We start from the raw sequence: 21,796 nt of genomic DNA on the forward strand, positions 1-21,796 counted from the left end.
ACTTGCCAGCGCCTTCTGAGTCGGCAATGATCTATGCGGATTGGTATTGAACCTAAGGAGTCGAAATGTTAGTTGTAGTATCCCCAGCAAAAAATTTAGATTTTGAAAGCGAAATTCCTGTGAGCCAGTTCACTCAGCCTGCCATGCTTGAAGACACTGAACGTTTGATGGAAGTTTGCCGCACTTTATCTCCGGCTGACCTATCATCGCTGATGAAAATAAGCGACAAGTTAGCAACGTTGAACGCCAACCGTTTTGCTGAGTTCTCTACACCGTTTACTCCCGATAATGCACGCCAAGCAATGTATGCGTTCAATGGCGACGTGTACACAGGGTTAGATGCCTACTCGCTTGATAGCGAAACGGTCGAATATGCGCAACAACACCTTCGTATTTTGTCTGGCCTATATGGACTACTTCGTCCACTAGACTTAATGCAGGCCTATCGTTTAGAAATGGGCACAAAATTAGCAAACCCAGAAGGCAAAGACCTGTATGCGTTTTGGGACGATCGCATTACCTATATGCTTAATAAGGCATTAGAAGCGCAGGGTGATAACGTGTTGATTAACCTTGCTTCGAATGAGTACTTTAAAGCGGTGAAGAAGAAGTCGTTAGACGGCATGATCATTACGCCAACGTTTAAAGACTGCAAGAATGGTCAGTATAAAATTATCAGTTTCTTTGCGAAGAAAGCCCGTGGTTTAATGGCGCGTTATATTATTGAAAACCGTGTAGAAGACGTAGAAGGTCTGAAAAACTTCGACGTAGATGGCTATGTGTTTAGCGAAGAACAAAGCTCATCAACGGAACTTGTGTTTCTGCGTAACCAAGAAAGTTAAGAGAAAACCCAGAAATAGGGGGTGTAAGCAAGCTTGCCTATTGTCTCTTAAAGCAATGGCCTCTCTTTTTTTCTTGTGAGCGTGCTGAAGTGGGTAAACCATCATTATGGAATACCCACTTTTAGTTTACTCACTGCATAAAAAAGTTCTTGTATTGTTCTCTTAGCTCTACTTTGCGAATTTTCCCTGTACTTGTCATAGGTAGTGCGTCGCAAATAAATATATGTTTGGGTACTTCAAACTTGCCAAGCTTCTCCTTACAAAATGCATTGATGGCTGGCAACATCTCTTGTGTTAAGTCATTACCCACTATGCATGCGCAAACCGCTTCACCCCAGTGAGGATGAGGCACTCCTATAGCAGCTGCAGCTTCTATTTCTTTCATTAAGCAAAGCGTTTGCTCTACTTTTTGAGATGACACATTTTCTCCTCCAGACTTAATGGTATCTTTTACCCTATCGATAAACATTAGTTGGCCTTTACTATCGATAAATCCTAAGTCACCCGTGTGGTGCCAACCAAATTTATATGCGGCTTTGCTGGCGTCTTTATTTTTATAATATCCATTCATAACTTGCGGGCCTCGCCACACTATTTCACCTGTTTCGCCCTGTTCCACTTCTACACCTTCCTCATTTATTACGGCTTGCTCGTTAAAACACAGGGGAACACCCCAGTAGTTACCCTCTGCAAATTCAGTTTCACATCCGTCTTTGAACAAACTAGAAACAGGGCTAAATTCTGTTTGCCCACTGCCTAAGTGGACTTTGCAGCCAAAAGCATCGCGAATTTGCTGACGATTCTGCTCACTCATTGGCGCCATACCGTAAATGGCTAATTTAAAGTCGCTAAGATTTCGTTCGTGAAAGTTATCTGTTGCCATTAATGCATTCCACATCATAGGTAAAAGCACAGACGTTTCTATTTTCTCACTTTCTAAGCTGTTCGCTATTTGGATGGGATCGAATGTAGCGTGAAGCGTACAGCATCCACTTCTTAAAAACGTAGGGTAGAGTATTGAAAGGGCGGTACAGTGAAATAGCGGAAGAACGAGTAACATTTTGCACTGTGCGCTTAGTTCTAGTTCTATTGCCGCAGTAAGTGCTGCAATGGTTAGTGAAAGGTGAGATGTTTCAACCGCTTTGGGTTTTGAGGTGGTCCCAGACGTGTAAATCATGTGGGCTGTGTCTCTGTCGTTTATTATCCTGTCTTCAATTTCTGTGTCGCTATGCTCTTTGATAAAGGGCTCAAATGCGAACGTTGCCTTGCCCTTATCTTGGCCTAACTGAATGGTGAAATGTATGTCGTCATTATTATTAGTGCTTGCAAACACAAGATCTGAGAGTAGAGGGTCGAAAACGACTACTTTGGAACCGCTGTGTTCAATATTAAAGGTCACGTCGGCAACGCTTTGCATAAAGTTAATAGGCACTGCAATAACGCCCAGTTTGTAGCAGGCGAAGTAAGTAACAACAACATCTATCTGGTTTACCGCTAACATCGCCAGCTTATCGCCTTGTTTAATGCCTTCACGCATCAGCGCATTGGCTAATTTATTAACTTTTTTGTTGAGCTCGCTATAGGTTACGGTACGGCGTTCATTGTGATAAAAGTCGACTAGTGCAGGCAAACTGCCGCTATCTCGTGCGCGCCTGCGCATTAAATCTCCCATGGCTACGCGTTCTACCAAGTTTCTTTCTAACTGTTGTGTTCTCATGCTTGTGTCCTTGTCGTTAACGCAAAACCTTAGGTGTAATGCTTCTGTGGAAGCCATCCCACGTTTCGCTGGCAGGCTGGTGAAGGTTCTGCAAAGGGAAAAGTGCTGGAACCGACCCCATGCTGGCACCACCGTCTACAAATAGTGTTTGCCCAGTGATGAAGTTCGCACCCTTGCTTAGTAGAAAGCACACCGTAGAAGCGATTTCAGCTTCGCTGGCAATTCGTCCTAGCGGAACCGCGTGCTTTAGGTTTTGAATAGCGTGTTTCATATCTTCGGGGTAGGTGTCTAGCCCTGACGATGCTACCCACCCAGGCGCAATAGCATTGACCCTGACGCCAAATGACCCCCATTCCCACGCCGCGGTTTTAGTGAGGTTTTCAACGCCTGCTCGGGCGGCACCAGAATGTCCCATACCCGGCATACCATTTTTGTTGTCAGCGGTAATGTTGACAATATTGCCGCCATGATTTTTAAAGTGCTTACTGAATAGGGCTTTAGCCATTAGAAAGCCTCCAATTAAATTAGTTTGAATAACGCGTTCAAAACCGTTTTGGGATATGTGCGAGAGTGGGGCGCGAAACTGACCGCCCGCCATGTTTACCAACCCGTGCACGCGTTTATGCTTTTCAAGCAATTCGTTTACGGTGTGTGATACGTCATCTTCACTACGTATATCAAGCGTGTAATAACAGGCTGTGCCTCCATCGCTTTTGATTTCTGCAGTGGTGTTCACAAGCTTATCTTCACTTCGGCCAATCAAAATAACGGTTGCACCTAATGAGGCAAGTTCATGGGCAGTACACCGTCCTATACCACTGCCTCCTCCAGTTATAACAATCGTTTGCTTTAAAAAACTTCCTGCTGCTAACGTTGATTGATATGGCATTCACTCACCTTTGTGTTTGGTAAAAGGGATCAACGACACTGGCACGTTAATAGGCATGGTTAATAACGTTTGCGCTGCTGATTTGCCCTGGCTATCAGTGCGAAGAGATGCGGTGCCGCCGCCTCCTAATGCATCAGTGAGTAAAAAATTGAAGCTGTTAATGCCAGGTAGGGCATACCGAGAAACACTTCCTTTTACTGAATAAGCAAAAAATTGCTTCACCATATCAGCAGTTAGAGCCCGATTTAAAAAGGGAAAGAGCTTTGGATGTCGCGCGATCACCCCAATGTTTAAGTTGTTACCTTTGTCGCCGCTTCGGGCACACACCAACTCAACTAATGGAAGAGAGACTGAGTGCTCATTTTCAAGCTGTACTTCTTGAGTCGGTTCAGGACGACATGCTTCTTTCTGGGATTGAATGGGAGTAGCGTCAGTTTGGTAAGTAGTGTGCGCCACAATGACGTCATTTTTTTGAATACTAACCGAAACCTTATTTTTGTTGATTAAAAACGAGTGCACCCGAATAAGAGGTTGTGGCTTTGGGCGACCGGCGCCAAATCCCGCCATACCAGGCGCAGCCGATGTAGCCAAATACGCCATTTCACTGGCACAAAAATAAAGGGCTTTACTATCACTGTGATGAAGTGTGAATTTGGCTATTACCTCTCGTGTATGTTCTGCATTAGCATGGGGGCCAAAGGTTGCTTCGCTGCCTAATATTTCAATACAGGTGTCTTTAAAAGGCGGCATACCTTTTTCTTCGAGCGCGCGTTCGGTTCTAGCTACTAGCGCATGAATATTGGTAAGTGCTTTTTGTTTTGCGTTAAAGCCAGCAATAAAAAAAGCGCCGGTAAGTTTATAGCCGTCTATGTAGGTTGCACATACCTTATAGTCGTTACCAGGCGCTTTGCCTTTTGCACCATGCACGCGCACGGCGTTGCTATGCATTTGCTCTAAAGATACCAGGGTAAAGTCGCAACAAACATCGGGTAGAAGATAATTCGCAGGGTCGCCAATTTCGTACAGCAGTTGCTCGGCCACTGTGAAGGTTGTTACCAGCCCACCTGTGTTTGGCGGGATCACAATAGTAAACTCGCCGCTTGGTTCAACCTCGGCAATGGGGTAGCTCATGTCTGAAAAGTCGGGCACTTGCTCCCAATCGGTAAAATTTCCCCCGGTGCACTGAGCACCGCATTCGAGCAAATGTCCTGCAAGCGAACCTTGCGCGAGCGCGTTGTAATCGTCATAGCTCCATGAAAACTCATGCATTAAGGGCCCAAGCACGAGCGCGCTGTCTACCACTCTACCTGTAATCACAATATCGGCACCGGTGGCTAACGCATCGGCAATTGGCTGTGCACCTAAATACGCATTCATCGATGCAAGGGTATTAGGTAATTCATTGCCATTATCAAGGTCATGGGTGTTAGTTTCAGCCAAGGTTTCATTGCGCATATCGTTAAGCAAGTTATCACCGTACACGCCTACAATATTCAAATTTAGGTTGAGCTGTGCACACAGCGCATTAAGTGATTCTATACAGGCCGGCACGTTTACTCCCCCCGCATTTGCAATCACTTTTATGCCTTTTTGTGCACAGTCTTGCAGTACGTCTCTCATGGCCACGGTGATAAAGTCGACGGCATAGCCTAGCTTTTCATTCTTTGCTTTGGCTTGCGATAAAATGGCCATTGTTACTTCGGCTAGGTAATCAAAAACAAGGTAATCTATCTCACCTTTTTCAACTAGCTGCCTTGCAGAAAGCTGGCTGTCACCATAAAACGCAGAAGCACCGCCTATACGAACCTTATTTTTATTCATGGATGACCTCATCGGCTTGAAGTATGGTGGCTATGGTTTGTTTAGATTTAACCTGATCGCCAGCTGTAATTGGAGAGAGGTGAACCGTACCTTTTATGGCTGCTTTAAGGGGGTGTTCCATTTTCATCGCTTCCATAATGGCCACCGTATCGCCCGCATTTACGGTACCACCTTGCTCTACAAGAAGAGCAACGATGACACCGTCCATCACTGCATTCACTTGCGCTGTGCCCTGTGTTTTTTGGCTATCTACTTTGCTGTGCGTTACGCAGCTAAACATGAAGTGACCTGTGCCATCGTCAATAAATAGCGTGTTACCGTTCGCAGCGTATGAGGCCGTGCTTCGCAACTTATCTGCTTCTACTACCAGGCTTTGTGGCGTTAAGTCTAATAATGTTAGCGTTACTTCTGTTTTAGTACCTGTGTCGCAGATTCGATAGTGATTAGTGAAAGGCGTAACAGTCATTGATGCGGTGACATCGTTGCATGTAATAATGATGGGGTAAGCAAAGCCCATGGTGTGTTGCCAAGTGGGTGTGAGCTTATTTAATGCATTATCATAAACCAATGCACTGGCATGTTTGTTTTGTGTTAACGCAAACAGCAGTGCAGCTTTCGCTAATATCGAAAACGATGGCGAAAGGCTTCCTTTCATGTCGTCGTGTTGTGCGTGTTGCTCAATAAATGCCGTTGTTACATCGCTTCCCAAGAACGCTGAGCTTTGCACAAGATTTTGTAAAAAGTGTTTATTGGTATTTATTCCAATTATCTGTGTTTCGCGAAGCGCTCTCGCCATTTTTCTAACCGCGCTCGCTCTGCTTTCAGCTTTAACAATTATCTTGGCAAGCATTGGATCGTAATGACTGCTTACTTCCATGTTCTGATAAACGCCGTGGTCGGTTCTAGCGTTCGTGGCAGGTTTCCATACTTTTACCTTCCCAGTTTGTGGCATGAAATTTTTGCGCGGCTCTTCAGCGTACAGGCGTACTTCTATGGCGTGACCGCTTATTTGAATGTCTTCTTGTGTGAAGGGAAGCGATTCTTTACAGGCTACTCGCAGTTGCCATTCAACTAAATCTAGTCCCGTTACTAACTCTGTAACCGGGTGTTCTACCTGCAAGCGCGTGTTCATTTCTAAAAAGTAAAATTGCTTGTCGCTATCAACTAGAAATTCTACCGTGCCTGCACCACAGTAGTTACAAGCCTTTGCAGCAGCCACAGCGGCCTCTCCCATGCGTTTGCGTAATTGCTCATCCACAAACGGCGACGGGGCTTCTTCAATCACTTTTTGGTGCCGGCGTTGAATTGAGCAATCTCTTTCACCTAAATAAAGCGTGTTGCCGCAGCCGTCTGCAAAAATTTGAATTTCTATATGTCGAGGCGCAATTAACGCACGCTCTAAAATAAGTTCGTCATTTCCAAATGCGTTTAAGGCCTCAGATCGAGCCGTAGAAATATGAGCTGCCAAATCACTGGCTTCATGCACTAAACGCATACCCTTGCCGCCACCACCAGCGCTGGCTTTCACCATTAAAGGAAAGCCAATGTTTTTGGCATTTTCTATGAGTGCCGCCTCACTTTGGTCGCCGCCTTCATAGCCTTGAATACAGGGAACATTAGCCTGCAGCATGGCTATTTTTGATAAGCGCTTGCTACCCATCAAGGCTATGGCGTCTGCGTTTGGGCCAATAAAGGTTAAGCCAGCGTCTTCACATGCACGTGCGAAGTCAGCGTTTTCTGATAAAAAGCCATACCCAGGGTGAATAGCGTCTGCCTGTGTTTCAATTGCAGCGTTTATCACTTTTTCACTGTGAAGATACGACGATGTAGGATCGGCAGGACCAACGAAAACAGCTTCATCAGCTTGCAGTACGTGCAGCGCGTTGCGGTCAGCCTCGCTATAAATAGCAACGGTAAAAAAGCCCAGCTTATGTGCGGTTCGAATAATACGACAGGCAATTTCGCCGCGATTAGCAATGAGTATTTTTTGAATATTTCGCGTCATAATGTGTTCACTCACACCAAGAAGGTTTGCGTTTTTGAATGAAGGCTTGGGTTCCTTCCACCCCTTCTTCAGACGTCAGCGACTTAACAAATGCCGTAGCAGCGCCGTCAAGGATCTGTTCAAGTGGCGTGTTATTTAATGCTAATAACAAACGTTTAGTATTTGAGTTTGCTTGCGGTGCGCATTGTTTTATTCGGGCAATCTCTTTGTTTACCTGTTCGGAAATGGCGTTTGTTTGACAAACGCCATGCACTAAACCCAAGCGCAATGCCTGTTCGGCGTTTAGCTTTTCACCAGTAAGTGCCAATCTTTTTGTTTGATCGACCCCAATGCGGCTAGCCACAAATGGCGCTATTTGTGCGGGAATAACACCTAACCCTGTTTCAGGAAGTGCGAAAAAGGCGCTGTCAGAGGCAATGGTTATATCTGCTACACAAGCTAAGCCAAAACCGCCGCCAAGTACCGCGCCTTCAACCACAGCAATGACTGGTGTGGCAGAGTGTTTTACTTGAGTAATCATGCGACCAAAACTACGATTGAAGTGCCAAATAGTGTCTTCTCGTTCAGATTCACTTAACGACGATAAATGCATGTCAGAAATATCGCCGCCAGCGCAAAAGTTGCCATGGCTTCCCTGTATTACGACGACCCGTAAATTATTCATATCTTCAACGCGTTCAAAACACTGCATGACCTCTTCAACCAATGTTAAATTCATGGCATTTTTCTTATGCGGGCGGTTAAATTGAATGTGCAACACGTTGTCAGTAAGCCGTGCGGTAATTTCTTCGAATACCATTGATTCTAAGTGGGGCATCCTGTTGTCCTCTTTAGTCAAATTGAGGCCTATAGCCTGCCTACGCCAAAGCTAGTAGGGTGAAGTTGCTTCGTTTTAGCGTGCTGGCAAATAGAAAGAACAAAAGCAACAATAGAGCGGGTATCTCTTGGATCTATAATGCCGTCATCCCACAAGCGAGCAGAATTAGCGAGGGCACGTGATTTTGCTTCCATTACCGTGACGGTATGTTGTTCTAGTGCGGTTAGCTTTTCCTCATCTACGCTGCCACTTCGCATCATTTTGGCGTGAGCAACGGTGCGCAGCACACTACCAGCTTGGGCGGGGCCCATCACGGCGACCACTGAGCGGGGCCATGAAAACATAAAGTCAGGCTCAATGCCCCGTCCAGCCATGGCGTAGTTTCCTGCGCCAAATGAACCTGCCAGAACAATGCTTATCTTGGGGACGGTAGCATTGGTAACTGCTTGAATGAGTTTTGCGCCGTGCTTTATGATGCCTGCGCGTTCAGACTCTGTGCCCACTAAGAAGCCGGTGGTGTTATGTAGAAACAACAAAGGAGTGCCAGCTTGTTCACACAGCTGGATAAACTGTGCTGCTTTCGCTGCGCCTTTCGCAGTAATAGGCGCATTGTTGCCTATAACACCACACGGTTGCCCTTCAATGGCCATGTATCCGCACACGGTGCCCATATCAAACTCGGGCTTAACGTCAACAAAATCTGATTTATCAGCGATACGGGCAATGACTTCGCGCACATCAAATGGAGTCTTGGCGTCTTTGGGAACGATGCCAAGTAGTTCATCTGAAGTATAAACAGGGGCAACATCGCAAGGTGTTGTTGCTTCAGAAAAATCTTTATTCCAGTTCAGCATTTGCGTAACTTCACGGGCAATGCGAATACCATCGGCATCGCTCTGAGCAATGAAATCTGCTACGCCAGAAACCTCACTGTGCATCTCTGCGCCACCTATTTCTTCGTCAGTGGCTATTTCCCCTGTTGCGGCTTTTAGTAAAGGCGGGCCTGCAAGGTACACCGTAGATTGGTTGCGTATCATAATTACATAGTCTGACAGTCCAGGCTGATACGCACCGCCTGCTGTGGCACTGCCATGCACAACTGTTATTTGTGGAATACCTGCGGCCGACAAGCGAGCCTGCATAGCGAAACCTGCAGCAGAGAACCCAAACCAATCACCTAGCGAAGTAAGGTCGCCGCCACCGCTTTGCGATAACGCTATTACCGGTAATTTTTGCTGAAGTGCAATGTGATACAAGCGCAGCCGCTTTTTGCTACCAAGTTGGGTTATGCTGCCACCTTTAGTGAGGTAGTCATCGACCATAACAATACAGCGAGTGTTAGCGACATAACCAATGCCGGCTATTACTCCGCCACCGGCAGCACTGCCGTCTTTGTCGCCTTCTTGCAGATATCCACATAATGTTGAAAGGGGAAGAAACGGCATGTTGGGGTCAAGCAATAAGGCGAGTCGATTGCGTGGTGACAGTAGCCCTTTTTCTTCGTAACGCGGTGCTTTTTCTTGCGCGTTTAGAATGACGTTTTGCTCGATAGTGCGAAATTCTGCAACGGCGTCTTCCATAGCGGCGTAATTGTTACTAAACGATGTACTTTTAACATCGACATTAGAGTGAAGAATGGCCATGACTTAGCTTCCTGCATGCGCGGTTTGATGTTCCGCGAGGTGATTAAACAATGGCGTTGTGGCCGCTTTATTGTATTCCCCTTCAAGTTGTTCAATAAGGCTATGTACAGATATCACTGAGTGAATACCACTTACGCCATGCCCTGCGCTCCACATATCTTTCCAAGCGTTACTGCCGCCCAAGTCTAAGTCGACATTTTCTTTACCCTCAATCGACGCTAAGTCTACGCCAGCTCGAGTGATAGAGGGTTTTAAGAAGTGGCATTTGACGCCAGTGAAGGTGTCAGTAAACACAAGATCGTTCACGTTGGCGTTAACCAACATGGTTTTGTAATCAGGGTCTACTTCGGCTTCGTTCGTAGCAATAAAGCGTGTGCCCATATAGCTGTAATTAGCGCCTAAAATCTCTGCGGCTCTAATTCCGTAACCATCATTAATAGCGCCAGCAAGTACCAGTGGGCCTTGCCAAAACTCTCTCACTTCACGCAGAAGCGCGAAAGGGTTTACCTCTCCTGAGTGCCCGCCAGCACCAGCAGCTACTAAGATTAGGCCGTCTGCACCTGCTTCAATGGCTTTTCTCGCGTGGGCTACAGTAATTACGTCGTGAAAAACAATGCCTCCCCACTGATGGACTGCATCAATAACAGATTTAGGGTTACCTTGGCTGGTAATAACAAACGGCACTTTGTGCTTTTTGACTATCTCAAAGTCGGCATGAAGGCGCTTGTTCGAGGCGTGCACCACCAGGTTTACAGCGTACGGCGCCACTTTTGCTGCTGGGTTAGTCCGTTTCTCTTCATCTAAGGCCACGGTGATGGTGGTCAACCATTCATCTAACGCTGCTTGAGTGCGAGTATTAAAGGCGGGAAAACTACCTACCACGCCATTTTTACAAGCGTTAACCACTAAATTTGGGCTAGAAACTAAAAACATGGGGGCGCAAATCACGGGTAGCCGCATATTTTTATTCAGCATATCTTGAACTGTTTTCATCATAAAAATACGTCGCTATCTACGTTTAGGGAAAATGTCCATGTACTTTGCAATAATGCCGAGCATCATTTCGTCGCTACCGCCAGCGATGGATAATATTCGGGTATCGCGATATGCACGCGCAACAGGGTTGTCCCACATAAAACCCATACCGCCCCAATACTGAAGGCAGCCATCGGTAACCTGTCGCCACAGTCGGCCGCTTTTCAGTTTTGCTATTGACGCCAAGTAAGTGGCATCTTTTCCTTCAATATGGTCCTGACATGCCTGCCACGTTAAAGCGCGCAGAGCCTCAATTTCACTTTGCAGTTCAGCTAATTTGAAATGGACGGTTTGGTTGTTGATAACAGGCTGACCAAATGTGTGTCGGTCTTTTGTCCATTCGATGGTGTCGCTTATAATGCGTTCCATTCCTTTCAGCGAACTAGCTGCTGCATACATGCGCTCTTCTTGGAATTGCATCATTTGCATAGTGAAGCCTTTGTTTTCATCTCCAACTAAAAAGCGCTTTGGAACGCGCACATCATCGAAGAAAATTTGGCCAGTGTCGCTGGCGCGCATCCCCAGTTTGTTTAACGGCTTTGAAATGGTTATGCCTGGGGTGTTAAGGGGGACGATAATTAATGATTTATTAGCATGCACTTGCCCGTCGCTTGTGTTTGCTAGCAGGCAAACCCAGTCTGCTTGGGTGGCATTCGTGATCCACATTTTCGTGCCGTTAATAATAAAGTCGTCACCATCTGTACGGGCTGTGGTTTTTAACCCTGCAACATCTGACCCCGCCCCTGGTTCACTCACTCCAATACATGCCACCATGTCGCCGGCAATAGCGGGCGCTAAAAATTCACGCTTTAGTTCATCACTGCCAAATCGCGCCAGGGCAGGGGTGGCCATATCGGTTTGAACGCCGATAGCCATAGGAATAGAACCGCCATACGCACGACCTATTTCTTCAGCAAATACCAGGTTGAAACTGTAATCTAAACTCGCGCCGCCGTAGGCTTCAGGCTTTTGAATACCTAAGAGACCTAAATTCCCCATCTTTTTAAACAAGCTATGAAGGGGAGCAATGCCGTCCTGCTCCCATTCGTCAATGAACGGGTCCATCTCTTGATTTACAAAATCGTGAACGGTTTTTCTAAGTGCGTTGTGCTCTTCAGTAAATTGCATTTTTCTATCTCTACGAAATTGTGACTGACTTCATAGTAATTTTGTGAAAATAATGTTAACAGTGTGAGTTGGGACAATAGATTGGCCAATCGGGCCAAAGTGGCGAGATCAAAATAGCTAGCTTGAACAGGGAAAGACCATGCTTAAACACGTAACTTTATATGCCAGCGAAAACACCATGGGGCTTAGCATGGGCTTAACCCATGACGTGCTGAAATTTGCGTCAGACCTTCAGCATAAACTGCTGGGAAACGCGATAACAGTAAAGCTAGTGACGATAGACGGTAATCCTACGACAACGTTTAGTGGCCTTGCGATTACTCCAGACTGTGCGCTGGCTGATATTGATGAGACTGATTTGGTAATACTGCACAGTGTGTGGGGGGACATGGAACCATTATTGGCTCAACAAACCGCTTTATACCCAAAGCTACGGCAGTGGCATAGCAAAGGTATTCCAATAATGGCGGCAGCCACGGGCGCTTTTTTTCTCGCACAGGCAGGGCTGCTCAACGAGAGAATGGGCACCACTCACTGGCATAAACAATCGCACTTTGCACGAGCTTTTCCCAAAGTAAACCTTAGGTCTGATAGATTCATTACCGCCACAGGCGAGCTGTATTGTTCTGCAGGGCTAAATGCTGCATTAGAAATAATTGTTTTTCTGATATCGCGTTTGTCGTGCAAAGCGGTGGGGGAGGCTATAGAGCAGGCGTTTCTGGTCGACTTTCGCCGTGGTGTTACGTCAGAAGCAACGTCGCTCAACCACCAAACCTATCATCAAGACGACGATATTTTAAATATTCAGCAGTGGTTAGAGATACACTTTGCAGAAAAAGTGACCATAGGTGAAATGGCGGCGCGCATAAATATGACTGAACGCACCTTTAAACGCAGGTTTAAAGAGGCTACGGGGGAAACTCCTCTTGGTTACATTCAACAACTTAGAATAGAACAGGGGAAAGAGTTTCTGAAACACAGCGATAAGAGTGCAGAAGAAATTGCATGGGCAGTGGGGTATCAAGACCCAGGGCATTTTAATCGACTTTTTAAACGAACTTTTGGAATGAATGTTTCATGCTGGCGAGATACTTATCAGCAAACAACGAATAGGCGTTAACGTAGTTTAGGGCGCTTGTTCAACAATTAGCGTTGAGCGGTTAATACCTCTATTAAACATGCTGCTGCGTGCTACAATAGGTACAGAACAAACCACCTTAAAGCAGAGCCAAAATCTTGAGTATATTAGTTCGAAACTTACCAAAGACATTTACAAAAGAAAATCTTGAAGACTTGTTTTTCGAGTTTGGCACCATAGCGTCGTGCGACTTGGTGATGGATGAGGCTTCTGGCTTATCGAAAGGCTTTGGTTTCGTAGAAATGAGCACGCAAGAAGAAACCGATAAAGCCATTGAAAAACTTAACGCCAAAGTTATCGACGGTAAGAAAATTCGTGTTAAGTGGTCAAATCAAGAGAAGAAGCAGGCTGAAGCGATAGCTAGTGCGCCAGCGCCCAAAAGAGACATTCCCGAAGATGTATGGGGAAGTGCTTCTCGCAATAACTCTGATCGTGAAAACGACGCCGAGTAATACCGAGGGAATATAATTGACAAGCGCTAACAACGAAGGTTGTCAGCGCTCAACCTTCATTTAACCAGATACGGTTGCTGTTTGTACTTGAGTATTGCGAGCAGTCATAATAATGGCCAGCCACACCAGTACACCACCACCGGCAAGCGCTAGGCCTACCCAACCCGTTGATGTATAGCCGTAACCCGCTGACAGTGTCATTCCTGCCAACCAAGGGCCAAGCGCATTAGCGGTGTTAAAAGCCGCATGGTTCATGGCGCCGGCTAAAGTCTGAGCCTCGCCAGCGACGTCCATAAGCCTTGTTTGCAGCGGCACCACCATGCCACCACCGATACCAATGAAAAACAGTGATGCTGCCATTAAGTACGGATTTCCCATCGACGCAGCGTAAGCTGCAGCTGATAGGCCCAATAAAACCTGAAACGTAATCGCTGACGTCAGTAGCCTGCCCTCAGAATAGCGGCCTGTAATAATATTGCCCAAGGTTACGCCTATGCCATAGATAAGCAATGTGGCCGAGATTCCCCACTCAGGTGAAGAGGTTGTATTGAGGTAAGAGGCACTGAAGTAAGAATATACGGAGAACATGCCACCAAAGCCAATCGCGCCCATAAGTAGTACCAGCAGCACGTCTTTGTTTTTCAGAGCTTTAAGCTCGGTAAGCGGTTTGGCATCTGGATTAGGGCCGCGGTACGGTGCGGTTTTCCAAACCATTAATGCAGTAACTAACGCAAAGGCTGAAATAATAAAGAAGCCAGTTCGCCATCCGAACATTTGCCCAATACCGCTAATTGACGGCACACCAATAATATTGGCAATAGCCAAGCCTAAAATGACGTTACTGACAGCTTGCGCCCGTTTATTCTTACCGGCAATGTCTGCAGCAAAGAGCATGGCAATGCCGAAGTAAGCGCCATGAGGAAGGCCAGCAATAAAGCGCGCTATATTCATTGTCCATTCTGACCACGCTAGTGCTGTTAGCAAGTTTCCGCCAGCATAAAATACCATCATTGAAATAAGCATGGTGCGTCTTGCAAGCCTGGAAAAAAAGATAGTGATAAGCGGCGCGCCCACTACAACACCAATGGCATAAGCACTAATTGCGTGACCGGCGACATTTTCAGTAATGCCAAAATCTTCTGCAAAGTAAGGTAATAAACCCATTGCCGCAAATTCGCTGCAACCAATCACAAAGGTTCCGAAAGCCAGCCAAAAGGTTATAGTGGCCAGTGAGTATTCACCCAACGCTGAGGGCTGCTCTGAAGATGCCTGCTTTGAAGAGGCTTGGTCAGAAAGAATCTTGTCAGTTTGATTCGTCATAAACGTCCTTTTGTTCATTGAGTTCAATCACGTACTTAGTGGCTGTTTTAGCGAGGGGCTGTTGAGCTTTGCTGTGCATTTTTACAATGTCTGTGTGTCATCAAAGATAAAAGACACTCAGCAGACTAGCGCTTTGATGAAACGCAAAAACCGGCTCAACGGATTGTTTGCCGGTTCTCTTCGAATAGTCGCCGTTATCATCGGTAATATTTAGCAATGATCAACGGCCCACAGGTTCGTGCTTTTCGTATTCGTTTAATGCAAGAGATCGTAGCATCGCTCAGATAGCAAGTAACGGTAACTGATAAGGTTTCTTAATCAATTCAGCGATTTAAATGTAGTGCTTTTGTTAATAAATTACGTCGGACCTTTTGCGTAGAAAGTCGAATGGGCGTTTAAAAAAAGTGAAGGTGACTGTTTTCTTTGCATAAACATTGGTTACCATTTAGTTCATCACTTTGTCATCTTTTAACATTTGTCACGTATTCCAGTTGTGGCGTGAGCACAACGCCGTATCTATCCCCCTATTTAAAACAAACTTCTTGACTTTGAGGTGTTCTATATATAGAACGTTCTTTAAATGGAACAAAATGAAGTTGGTAAGGTGTGAATCAATCAACGCTCAACATTCTCGGAAGGCATTTGCAGAAACTCAGGCAAGACAAAGGTGTCTCGCTGTCGCAATTGGCAGCAGGGGCAGGTATCGCTAAATCTAACCTTTCAAGATTAGAGCAGGGCAATGGCAACCCGACGCTAGACACCATTTGGCGGTTAGCTAAGCAACTAGACGTTCCGTTCGGTCAGCTAGTTCAGCCTCTTAGCGCAAGCGTTGGAGAAAAGGGCGTAGAAGTTCGTTTAATTGAGCAAGGACAAGGTATCCCGAACGTTGATGCTTATTGGATGTCGGTTGCACCCAATACTTTTCGAGAGGCAGAAGCTCACGCCACAGGAACAGAAGAAACGATAACCGTTGTTAGCGGCTCTCTGGAAGCTGGGAATAGTGGAAATACTCAATGGCTGCATCCGGGTCAAAGTTTAGCATTTAACGCTGATTTGCCCCACGTATACAAAACGGGAGACGAGTGGGCGACATGTCTTATCACAATCGTTTATCACAAAGAGGCAAAGGAATGAGCCAACTTTCATCAAAAAGTGGACTTAAGCAAGGGGTCATTGACGGGTTACCTTTGTTAGGTGGCTATATTCCGGTAGCCATTTCATTTGGCGTGATCGCAGTTCAAGCCGGTTTTTCTACGCTGGAAGCCACGCTAATTTCCATATTCATTTACGCAGGCGCGTCGCAGTTTCTTTTGGTAGCCATGGTGGCATCAGGTGCGCCACTTTGGCTAGCGGTTTGTATGACGTTATTAGTTAATGTACGTCATGTGGTTTATGCGCCCAACTTGGTGCCTTATTTACCGCAAAGTAAAGCTTGGCCCTATTTAATGCACGGCCTTACTGACCAGATTTTTGCGCTAGCCCATACTCGCTTGCCGTTAATGGACGATGCTAAAAAGGTAGATTGGTTTAAAGGTGTATCGATGGTGGCGTGGCTTAGTTGGATCGTAGGGACGGCGCTTGGCGGTATCGCAGGAGACTCCCTTACCCAACAATGGCCAATATTAGACAGCGTGATGCCCTTTGCCTTACCTGCACTTTTCCTTGTGCTACTCGCGCCTAAATTCTCAAGTAAATTATGGAGCGCTACCTTGCTCGTTACAATGACGGCGGCTCTCTTTTTGGCTCTCAGCGTCTTTAAAAACGCTGCAATTCCACTGGCAGCACTATGCGGTGCGATAACCTTTTATCTTCTCACCTCGCACGTTGAAAGGAAGCAATCTCATGCACGTTGATATTTGGATAGCTATTGTTGTAGCGGCCATCGGAACATATGCATTGCGCGTAGTACCGTTGCTGTGGACTCAGCGTCACTTTAATAAACACAAGGCCAATAACACTGAGGCGCGTTTACCTACGTGGCTAAGCGTGTTAGGGCCGTTAATGATTGCCGCTATGCTAGGAGCGTCACTTATTCCAAAAGCACCGTCAGCGGCGAGTTGGATTGCAACCGCAATAGGCACTGTTGTCACTGTGCTTGTTTGGCGCAAATTCAAAAGCTTAGGGCTGCCAGTGTTTTGTGGTGTGCTTTCTTTTGGTATAGCCTTTGGTATCGCTTTGGTTTAACGTTGGGCGTAGATGTTTAGTTGCTGGGCTAAGACTTATTCTTACCCAAGGCTTTCTCGCCCCAAATTTCTTCTAAGCGCTGGTCACGTCCACAGTTCCATCGGTAGAACTTATAGCGAACGGGACTTTTTTTATAAAAATCTTGATGGTCAATTTCGTCGCCTTTTATCGGATAAAAGGTAGAAGCATCGAGTATGGGCGTTACCACCTTTTTATTGGGAAGTTGGGCTACCACGTCAGCTTTTGTTTTTTCTGCCATAGCACGTTCTTTATCGTTTGCTACAAAGATGGCGCTTAAGTAACTGGGTCCCCTATCACAAAACTGACCTCGGTCATCGAAAGGGTCAATGTTTACCCAAAAATGATCGAGAATATTATTATAAGAAAGCATATCGCCATCGTAGGTGATCTTTTCTAAGCGCACATTGCGAAGCTTGAGGCTTGGCGCGAAAGCATAGGGACTGAAAAAGACTATGAGAATGTAAGTAAAATTTTCATCTCACTCTGTAGCCTTCTTTCAAAAAGGGAACTGTCTTTAATTCCTCCATTTACAAGACAGCGCTGTAAAGCCCCTATGACAAGGGGTAGAGCGATTTCTTATGATCGGCAGAGCACTTGCATCTTATCCAATTACATGAAGATCAGTTTAGTTAACATGAAAGGAAAGATGATATGTCGATAGTCAAATCAGGTAGTGCAGTTTACAAACCGCTAGGTAAAAAGGGAAAGGGGAGCATTTCTACACAAACCGGTGCTTTATCGAACCAGCCTTATGGTTTTAACACGCGGTTTGAAGATGGTAAGGGAACCAACCCCGAGGAATTAATTGGTGCGGCGCATGCGAGTTGCTTCACCATGGCACTTTCTTTTGCGCTTTCAGATGCGGGATACGATGACGGCGAGTTAAATACCACTGCAAAAATCAGTTTAGAGAAAAACGATGACGGCTTTGAAATAACTCAATCGGCACTAAGCTTAGATGCTGAGGTTGAAGGGATTACCGAAGATGAGTTTGAGAAAATTGCACAGGAAGCAAAAGAAAATTGCCCTGTATCTCAACTTCTTAATGCCAACATCACATTGGAATACCGATTGAATATCGAATAAGGGATAAAGGTTATTACTATCCTTTTCGAAAGATAGGACTCGCTTTGTAAGACACTCGCTTTGTTAGACAAGACCAGGCAAGTTGTTTTTATTAAGCATAAAAAAGCGGCTTTTGAAGCCGCTTTTCTGTATAAGATTGTTGATTTTATAACATGAGGTAGCGTTAGTTTATTTCCCAATTACGCCACATGCTACGCGATCACCACCGCCACCTAACTTTTTAGGTGAATCAGAGTAATTGTCGCCACCTGCGTGAATCATTAAGGCGCGGCCTTCAATATCATCTAACTCAAGCTCTGGTGCAAAGATAGGCTGGGTTGCGTTTCCGTTTTCATCAACATACAGCACGGGTAGATCGCCCTCGTGACCCTTTTCAGACCAAGGAGCACGGTGTTTACCGGTACCTTCTGGATCGAAATGGCCGCCCGCTGCGCCGCCCAACACTTTTTTCCCATCTTTCATTGCTGGTGAACAATCACCATTTTGATGAACATGAAAACCATGAATGCCCGGAGTCAATCCTGATAGGTTAGGCGTGAACACCACACCGTCATCGTCGTAGCTGCTTACCATTACTGAGCCCATGCTCATCCCTGTTTCCAGGTTATTCATTATCACTTCTTTTCCATCACTATCATGATGGCCCGCGAAACTGCTCGCACTTAACACTAATGTCAGTGAGCCTGCTAAGGTAGATAATAAACGTTTCTTCATCGTGTTCTCCTTCACTCAATTATTAACGAATTTGTTAAAAGCATTGAAGTTAGATGAGCATAAAGTGAACCAGTGTGGCGCATAACTCAGAGATACTACGCAAGACTAGGAATATTAGGGCGTTGGAGCGACAACCGAGTTGTGTGTTAGCGCATAGCTACTGGCATTTACGGAAATCATTATATTGGTTACGTGAAAAAGTTACCGACCATTACCTTACCTTTTTGGCTTTTCCTTATTATTTTCACTCTCTTTGAAGGTAGCCTCTTCATATAGTCTTTGGATATGCAGCCTCTCCATAAGTAGGCGGTACTGTCATACAGAAGTTACAGTGTTAAAACTCAGTAACAATATGGCAGTAGCACTTTTTTCCTATTCGACTTACAGTTAGCACTAATTAGGCTATCAAGGGACATAGGCATGTACACACTTTATGGTTATCCGAAAACCCGCTCGGTTCGCGTGGCGTGGGCAAAAGGCAGCAAGCTTGATATCACGCTAGACGGTAAAACAGATAATGTAGCCGCGTACGCGCAACGTGTGTTAAGCCGCGATGCGTACGAAAGGGCGTGGCGAAAAGAGATGGCTCATTTGCCTGAATAAATAGTGCAGCCTGAAAAACCTTACATGAATTGATACCGTGTGAAACTGTGACTTATTAAGTAAACGCTGAATTGTATTGTATCGGCGGTATACCTGATATCTGGCGTCAGGTACGCCTTATTAGGTTTAAAAGCGCTTATCACGCGATATATAGAATCAAGAAAACACATAACGACAGCGCTGTTTTTGCGAAATGTACGCAAAAGCAGCGACAAAATAACAAGGGAACAAAAAATGAAAGCATTCAAAATACTACTTGTAAGTAGTGCTGTAACCATGGCATTAGGCCTTAGCTCAGCTGTGGCACATGAACACAGCAACGCAAATGTGCAGAGTTCATCAAAAAATACTTCAGTGTCAAAAGAAGCGTCTGAGCACGAAAAACTTTTTGCGTTATTTGCAGCCGCTGACCAGCGTGATATTGAGCTAAACCCAATCATGGCCATTTTTCGCGGCGACATGCGTTACGCAGACAGAATGGGCGACTTCTTAACAGACTCTCACGCTTTAGCGGGAAAGACAGCGACATTGCTGAATTTGTCAGAGCTTAAACAAATTGACCGCAGTAAGTTAAGCGACACCGATAAACTCGCCTACGACGTATTTAAATACAACGAAGAGCGCTCGCTAAAAATGTCTACCGACGAGATTGAAGCGCTAACGGAAGTGCGTCCTGTTAATCACTTCAGTGGGTTCCACACCTTCTACCCGACCTTCGCGAGCGGAAAGGGCGCAGCGCCATTTAAAACAGTAGAAGATTACGAAAATAACTTATCTCGCCATAAGGATTACATTGCTATTTCTGACCGCGCTATCGGAAAGTTCCGCGAGGGCATGGAAAGCGGTGTTCTTGAAACTAAACTTACTATCGATCGCGTGATCAAGCAGTTTGATACTCAGCTGGCTATTCCCATTAAAGAGTCACAGTTTTGGGGACCAATTACCATGTTCCCAGAAAGTTTCTCTGACGACGAAAAAGCCCGTTTAACCGCTGACTACGAGAAAGCGACGCAAGAGATTTACGATGCAACCACGCGTATGCGCGACTTCCTTCGCGACGAGTATTTGCCTGTTGCCCGTGAAAGCATTGGCCTTAGCGATATGAAAGGTGGTGCAAAGCTTTATCAATTGATGGTGGAAGGTTCAACCACACTGCCAATGACCCCTGATAAACTGCATAACCTTGGTTTAAAAGAAGTTAAGCGTATCAAAAATGACATGCTTGAAATTAAGGACGAAGTGAAATTTGAAGGGACATTAAACGAATTCTTCGACTATGTACGTACTGATCCTAAGTTCAAGCCTGAAAGCCGTGAAGCGCTAACACAGAGCTATTACGATATTGGCCGTGAAGTTGATGAGAAAATTGATCAGTACTTTTCGCTATTGCCGAAGTCTGAGTTAGAAATAAAACCCTACGACCCTGCTATCGAGCAATTCAGTGCGGGTGGATCATATCAGCCGGGCACGCCAGATGGCTCTCGTCCAGGTACTTTCTACTTTAATGCCTACGATTTGCCTAGCCGTTTAACCACTGGAAACGTCACCTTGTACCTACACGAAGGCGCTCCAGGTCACCATTTCCAAGTGAGTCTAGCGCAAGAAAATGAAGCGCTACCTTCATTCATGCGCTTTAGCTTCCTACCAGCCTTCGGTGAAGGTTGGGCGCTGTATTCTGAAACGCTAGGATATGAAATGGGGTTCTTTGACGATCCATGGAATCGTTATGGCACGCTTCAAGATGAGCAGTTGCGCGCCATGCGTTTGGTGGTAGACACAGGTATTCACGCGAAAGGTTGGACCCGCGAACAAGCCATCGACTTTATGCTTGATAACTCAGGCATGACCCGCACAGAAGTTGTTGCCGAGGTAGAGCGTTATATTGCGATCCCGTCGCAAGCGCTATCTTACAAAGTGGGCGCGCTTAAAATTCAAGAATTGCGCGCGCGCGCGGAGAAGGCATTAGGTGATGATTTCGATATCCGTGAGTTCCACGCACAAGTGTTAAACACGGGCGGCATTCCACTTGCTATTCTTGAGCAGAAAATTGATCGCTGGATCGCTAGTCAAAAAAGTTAAGGAATAATATTTTTATTTAAACTTTTTACAGCGCAATCAGCGTTAGGTAAAGAACAGTAAAAAGCCGATATTTGACGTAAAGCCAGTAATATTCAGTTTTACTGGCTTTTTTCTTTTTGCGACTAATGGCAGTGATATTGTTGAAAAGCTTCACTAAAGTATTAATACCAATCCGCATAGATAATTACCCACGCAGCGAGATTGAAAATGTTCGTTATCGCGGCGTGTCACCACAGGTATAGTGGTACTACACCAAGGTGACACAACAAAGAGTACGGACATTTTAAACTCGCCCTTCGGGA

19 protein-coding genes and 1 pseudogene are annotated in these 21,796 nt (G+C 45.6%); 9 read left to right on the plus strand and 11 right to left on the minus strand.

The genetic code is table 11. The features are described 5' to 3' along the window. Positions 1-65: 65 nt before the first annotated feature. Positions 66-842 (plus strand): peroxide stress protein YaaA, encoded by a 777-nt coding sequence (gene yaaA, locus ACX5KA_RS15835; RefSeq protein ID WP_039218774.1) that lies wholly within the window; start codon positions 66-68, stop codon positions 840-842. Between the two features lie 130 nt (positions 843-972). Here the strand turns inward: yaaA and ACX5KA_RS15840 are convergent, their stop codons facing one another. From ACX5KA_RS15840 to ACX5KA_RS15875, 8 genes are read right to left on the minus strand one after another with little or no spacing between them, the layout of a single operon-like run. After that, positions 973-2,559: a class I adenylate-forming enzyme family protein gene (locus ACX5KA_RS15840; protein ID WP_156086832.1), complete on the minus strand. Its 1,587-nt coding sequence runs from the start codon at positions 2,557-2,559 to the stop codon at positions 973-975. 16 nt (positions 2,560-2,575) lie between these two features. Further along, the gene (locus ACX5KA_RS15845) at positions 2,576-3,448 is read right to left on the minus strand and encodes an SDR family oxidoreductase (RefSeq protein WP_156086831.1); all 873 of its coding nucleotides are present in this window, start codon (positions 3,446-3,448) and stop codon (positions 2,576-2,578) included. After that, positions 3,449-5,269 carry an acyclic terpene utilization AtuA family protein gene (locus ACX5KA_RS15850; RefSeq protein WP_458731631.1) on the minus strand — a complete coding sequence of 607 codons (1,821 nt, stop codon included), beginning with the start codon at positions 5,267-5,269 and terminating at the stop codon, positions 3,449-3,451. After that, the gene (locus tag ACX5KA_RS15855; protein WP_069944905.1) at positions 5,262-7,274 is read right to left on the minus strand and encodes an acetyl/propionyl/methylcrotonyl-CoA carboxylase subunit alpha; all 2,013 of its coding nucleotides are present in this window, start codon (positions 7,272-7,274) and stop codon (positions 5,262-5,264) included. The genes ACX5KA_RS15850 and ACX5KA_RS15855 overlap by 8 nt, the downstream gene beginning before the upstream one ends. 7 nt (positions 7,275-7,281) lie before the next feature. Beyond that, a complete protein-coding gene (locus tag ACX5KA_RS15860; RefSeq protein ID WP_458731632.1) occupies positions 7,282-8,091 on the minus strand; it encodes an enoyl-CoA hydratase/isomerase family protein in 810 nt (269 codons plus the stop codon). A gap of 29 nt (positions 8,092-8,120) precedes the next feature. Further along, positions 8,121-9,734: a carboxyl transferase domain-containing protein gene (locus ACX5KA_RS15865; RefSeq protein WP_168462925.1), complete on the minus strand. Its 1,614-nt coding sequence runs from the start codon at positions 9,732-9,734 to the stop codon at positions 8,121-8,123. Between the two features lie 3 nt (positions 9,735-9,737). Continuing rightward, positions 9,738-10,730 (minus strand): NAD(P)H-dependent flavin oxidoreductase, encoded by a 993-nt coding sequence (locus ACX5KA_RS15870; protein ID WP_377959497.1) that lies wholly within the window; start codon positions 10,728-10,730, stop codon positions 9,738-9,740. A gap of 12 nt (positions 10,731-10,742) precedes the next feature. Then, complete coding sequence (locus ACX5KA_RS15875; RefSeq protein WP_014980089.1) at positions 10,743-11,897, minus strand: acyl-CoA dehydrogenase family protein; 1,155 nt, start codon at positions 11,895-11,897, stop codon at positions 10,743-10,745. 139 nt (positions 11,898-12,036) lie between these two features. Between ACX5KA_RS15875 and ACX5KA_RS15880 the strand changes: the two genes are divergently transcribed. Both ACX5KA_RS15880 and ACX5KA_RS15885 read left to right on the plus strand, forming a co-directional pair. Continuing rightward, positions 12,037-13,017, plus strand: coding sequence for a GlxA family transcriptional regulator (locus ACX5KA_RS15880; RefSeq protein WP_014980088.1), 981 nt, complete (start codon positions 12,037-12,039; stop codon positions 13,015-13,017). A 116-nt stretch (positions 13,018-13,133) separates the two neighbouring features. Then, positions 13,134-13,487 carry an RNA recognition motif domain-containing protein gene (locus ACX5KA_RS15885; protein WP_014980087.1) on the plus strand — a complete coding sequence of 118 codons (354 nt, stop codon included), beginning with the start codon at positions 13,134-13,136 and terminating at the stop codon, positions 13,485-13,487. Between the two features lie 60 nt (positions 13,488-13,547). Here the strand turns inward: ACX5KA_RS15885 and ACX5KA_RS15890 are convergent, their stop codons facing one another. Further along, positions 13,548-14,807: an MFS transporter gene (locus tag ACX5KA_RS15890; RefSeq protein WP_168462924.1), complete on the minus strand. Its 1,260-nt coding sequence runs from the start codon at positions 14,805-14,807 to the stop codon at positions 13,548-13,550. Positions 14,808-15,449: 642 nt separating this feature from the next. On the opposite strand from ACX5KA_RS15890, the gene ACX5KA_RS15895 reads away from it, so the two are divergent. The 3 genes from ACX5KA_RS15895 to ACX5KA_RS15905 are packed head-to-tail and all read left to right on the plus strand — an operon-like array spanning position 15,450 to position 16,991. Next, on the plus strand, positions 15,450-15,941 hold the full coding sequence (locus ACX5KA_RS15895; protein ID WP_080589203.1) for a helix-turn-helix domain-containing protein: 492 nt from the start codon (positions 15,450-15,452) through the stop codon (positions 15,939-15,941). Then, on the plus strand, positions 15,938-16,660 hold the full coding sequence (locus tag ACX5KA_RS15900) for an AzlC family ABC transporter permease (RefSeq protein WP_342288497.1): 723 nt from the start codon (positions 15,938-15,940) through the stop codon (positions 16,658-16,660). The genes ACX5KA_RS15895 and ACX5KA_RS15900 overlap by 4 nt, the downstream gene beginning before the upstream one ends. Next, positions 16,650-16,991: an AzlD domain-containing protein gene (locus tag ACX5KA_RS15905; RefSeq protein ID WP_458731633.1), complete on the plus strand. Its 342-nt coding sequence runs from the start codon at positions 16,650-16,652 to the stop codon at positions 16,989-16,991. The genes ACX5KA_RS15900 and ACX5KA_RS15905 overlap by 11 nt, the downstream gene beginning before the upstream one ends. 28 nt (positions 16,992-17,019) lie before the next feature. On the opposite strand, the pseudogene ACX5KA_RS15910 reads toward ACX5KA_RS15905, so the two are convergent. Next, positions 17,020-17,403: pseudogene (locus ACX5KA_RS15910) on the minus strand (peptide-methionine (S)-S-oxide reductase); the annotation flags it as partial. 260 nt (positions 17,404-17,663) lie between these two features. Between ACX5KA_RS15910 and ACX5KA_RS15915 the strand changes: the two are divergent. Beyond that, positions 17,664-18,098, plus strand: coding sequence for an OsmC family protein (locus tag ACX5KA_RS15915; RefSeq protein ID WP_014950474.1), 435 nt, complete (start codon positions 17,664-17,666; stop codon positions 18,096-18,098). A 168-nt stretch (positions 18,099-18,266) separates the two neighbouring features. On the opposite strand, the gene sodC is transcribed toward ACX5KA_RS15915, so the two are convergent. Next, on the minus strand, positions 18,267-18,812 hold the full coding sequence (gene sodC, locus ACX5KA_RS15920; protein ID WP_342288540.1) for a superoxide dismutase [Cu-Zn] SodC: 546 nt from the start codon (positions 18,810-18,812) through the stop codon (positions 18,267-18,269). Positions 18,813-19,232: 420 nt separating this feature from the next. On the opposite strand from sodC, the gene ACX5KA_RS15925 reads away from it, so the two are divergent. Then, complete coding sequence (locus ACX5KA_RS15925) at positions 19,233-19,415, plus strand: hypothetical protein (protein ID WP_458731634.1); 183 nt, start codon at positions 19,233-19,235, stop codon at positions 19,413-19,415. A gap of 234 nt (positions 19,416-19,649) precedes the next feature. Next, entirely contained in the window at positions 19,650-21,494 is a 1,845-nt protein-coding gene (locus ACX5KA_RS15930) for a DUF885 domain-containing protein (protein WP_342288542.1), read from the plus strand. Positions 21,495-21,796: the final 302 nt, after the last annotated feature.

Source organism: Alteromonas alvinellae (assembly GCF_902705805.1).

Bases quoted from the DNA above. Each gene is read 5' to 3' on its own strand.
- yaaA (WP_039218774.1), top strand. From the start codon at position 66: ATGTTAGTTGTAGTATCCCCAGCAAAAAATTTAGATTTTGAAAGCGAA.
- ACX5KA_RS15840 (WP_156086832.1), bottom strand. From the start codon at position 2,559: ATGAGAACACAACAGTTAGAAAGAAACTTGGTAGAACGCGTAGCCATG.
- ACX5KA_RS15845 (WP_156086831.1), bottom strand. From the start codon at position 3,448: ATGCCATATCAATCAACGTTAGCAGCAGGAAGTTTTTTAAAGCAAACG.
- ACX5KA_RS15850 (WP_458731631.1), bottom strand. From the start codon at position 5,269: ATGAATAAAAATAAGGTTCGTATAGGCGGTGCTTCTGCGTTTTATGGT.
- ACX5KA_RS15855 (WP_069944905.1), bottom strand. From the start codon at position 7,274: ATGACGCGAAATATTCAAAAAATACTCATTGCTAATCGCGGCGAAATT.
- ACX5KA_RS15860 (WP_458731632.1), bottom strand. From the start codon at position 8,091: ATGCCCCACTTAGAATCAATGGTATTCGAAGAAATTACCGCACGGCTT.
- ACX5KA_RS15865 (WP_168462925.1), bottom strand. From the start codon at position 9,734: ATGGCCATTCTTCACTCTAATGTCGATGTTAAAAGTACATCGTTTAGT.
- ACX5KA_RS15870 (WP_377959497.1), bottom strand. From the start codon at position 10,730: ATGATGAAAACAGTTCAAGATATGCTGAATAAAAATATGCGGCTACCC.
- ACX5KA_RS15875 (WP_014980089.1), bottom strand. From the start codon at position 11,897: ATGCAATTTACTGAAGAGCACAACGCACTTAGAAAAACCGTTCACGAT.
- ACX5KA_RS15880 (WP_014980088.1), top strand. From the start codon at position 12,037: ATGCTTAAACACGTAACTTTATATGCCAGCGAAAACACCATGGGGCTT.
- ACX5KA_RS15890 (WP_168462924.1), bottom strand. From the start codon at position 14,807: ATGACGAATCAAACTGACAAGATTCTTTCTGACCAAGCCTCTTCAAAG.
- ACX5KA_RS15900 (WP_342288497.1), top strand. From the start codon at position 15,938: ATGAGCCAACTTTCATCAAAAAGTGGACTTAAGCAAGGGGTCATTGAC.
- ACX5KA_RS15905 (WP_458731633.1), top strand. From the start codon at position 16,650: ATGCACGTTGATATTTGGATAGCTATTGTTGTAGCGGCCATCGGAACA.
- ACX5KA_RS15915 (WP_014950474.1), top strand. From the start codon at position 17,664: ATGTCGATAGTCAAATCAGGTAGTGCAGTTTACAAACCGCTAGGTAAA.
- sodC (WP_342288540.1), bottom strand. From the start codon at position 18,812: ATGAAGAAACGTTTATTATCTACCTTAGCAGGCTCACTGACATTAGTG.
- ACX5KA_RS15925 (WP_458731634.1), top strand. From the start codon at position 19,233: ATGTACACACTTTATGGTTATCCGAAAACCCGCTCGGTTCGCGTGGCG.
- ACX5KA_RS15930 (WP_342288542.1), top strand. From the start codon at position 19,650: ATGAAAGCATTCAAAATACTACTTGTAAGTAGTGCTGTAACCATGGCA.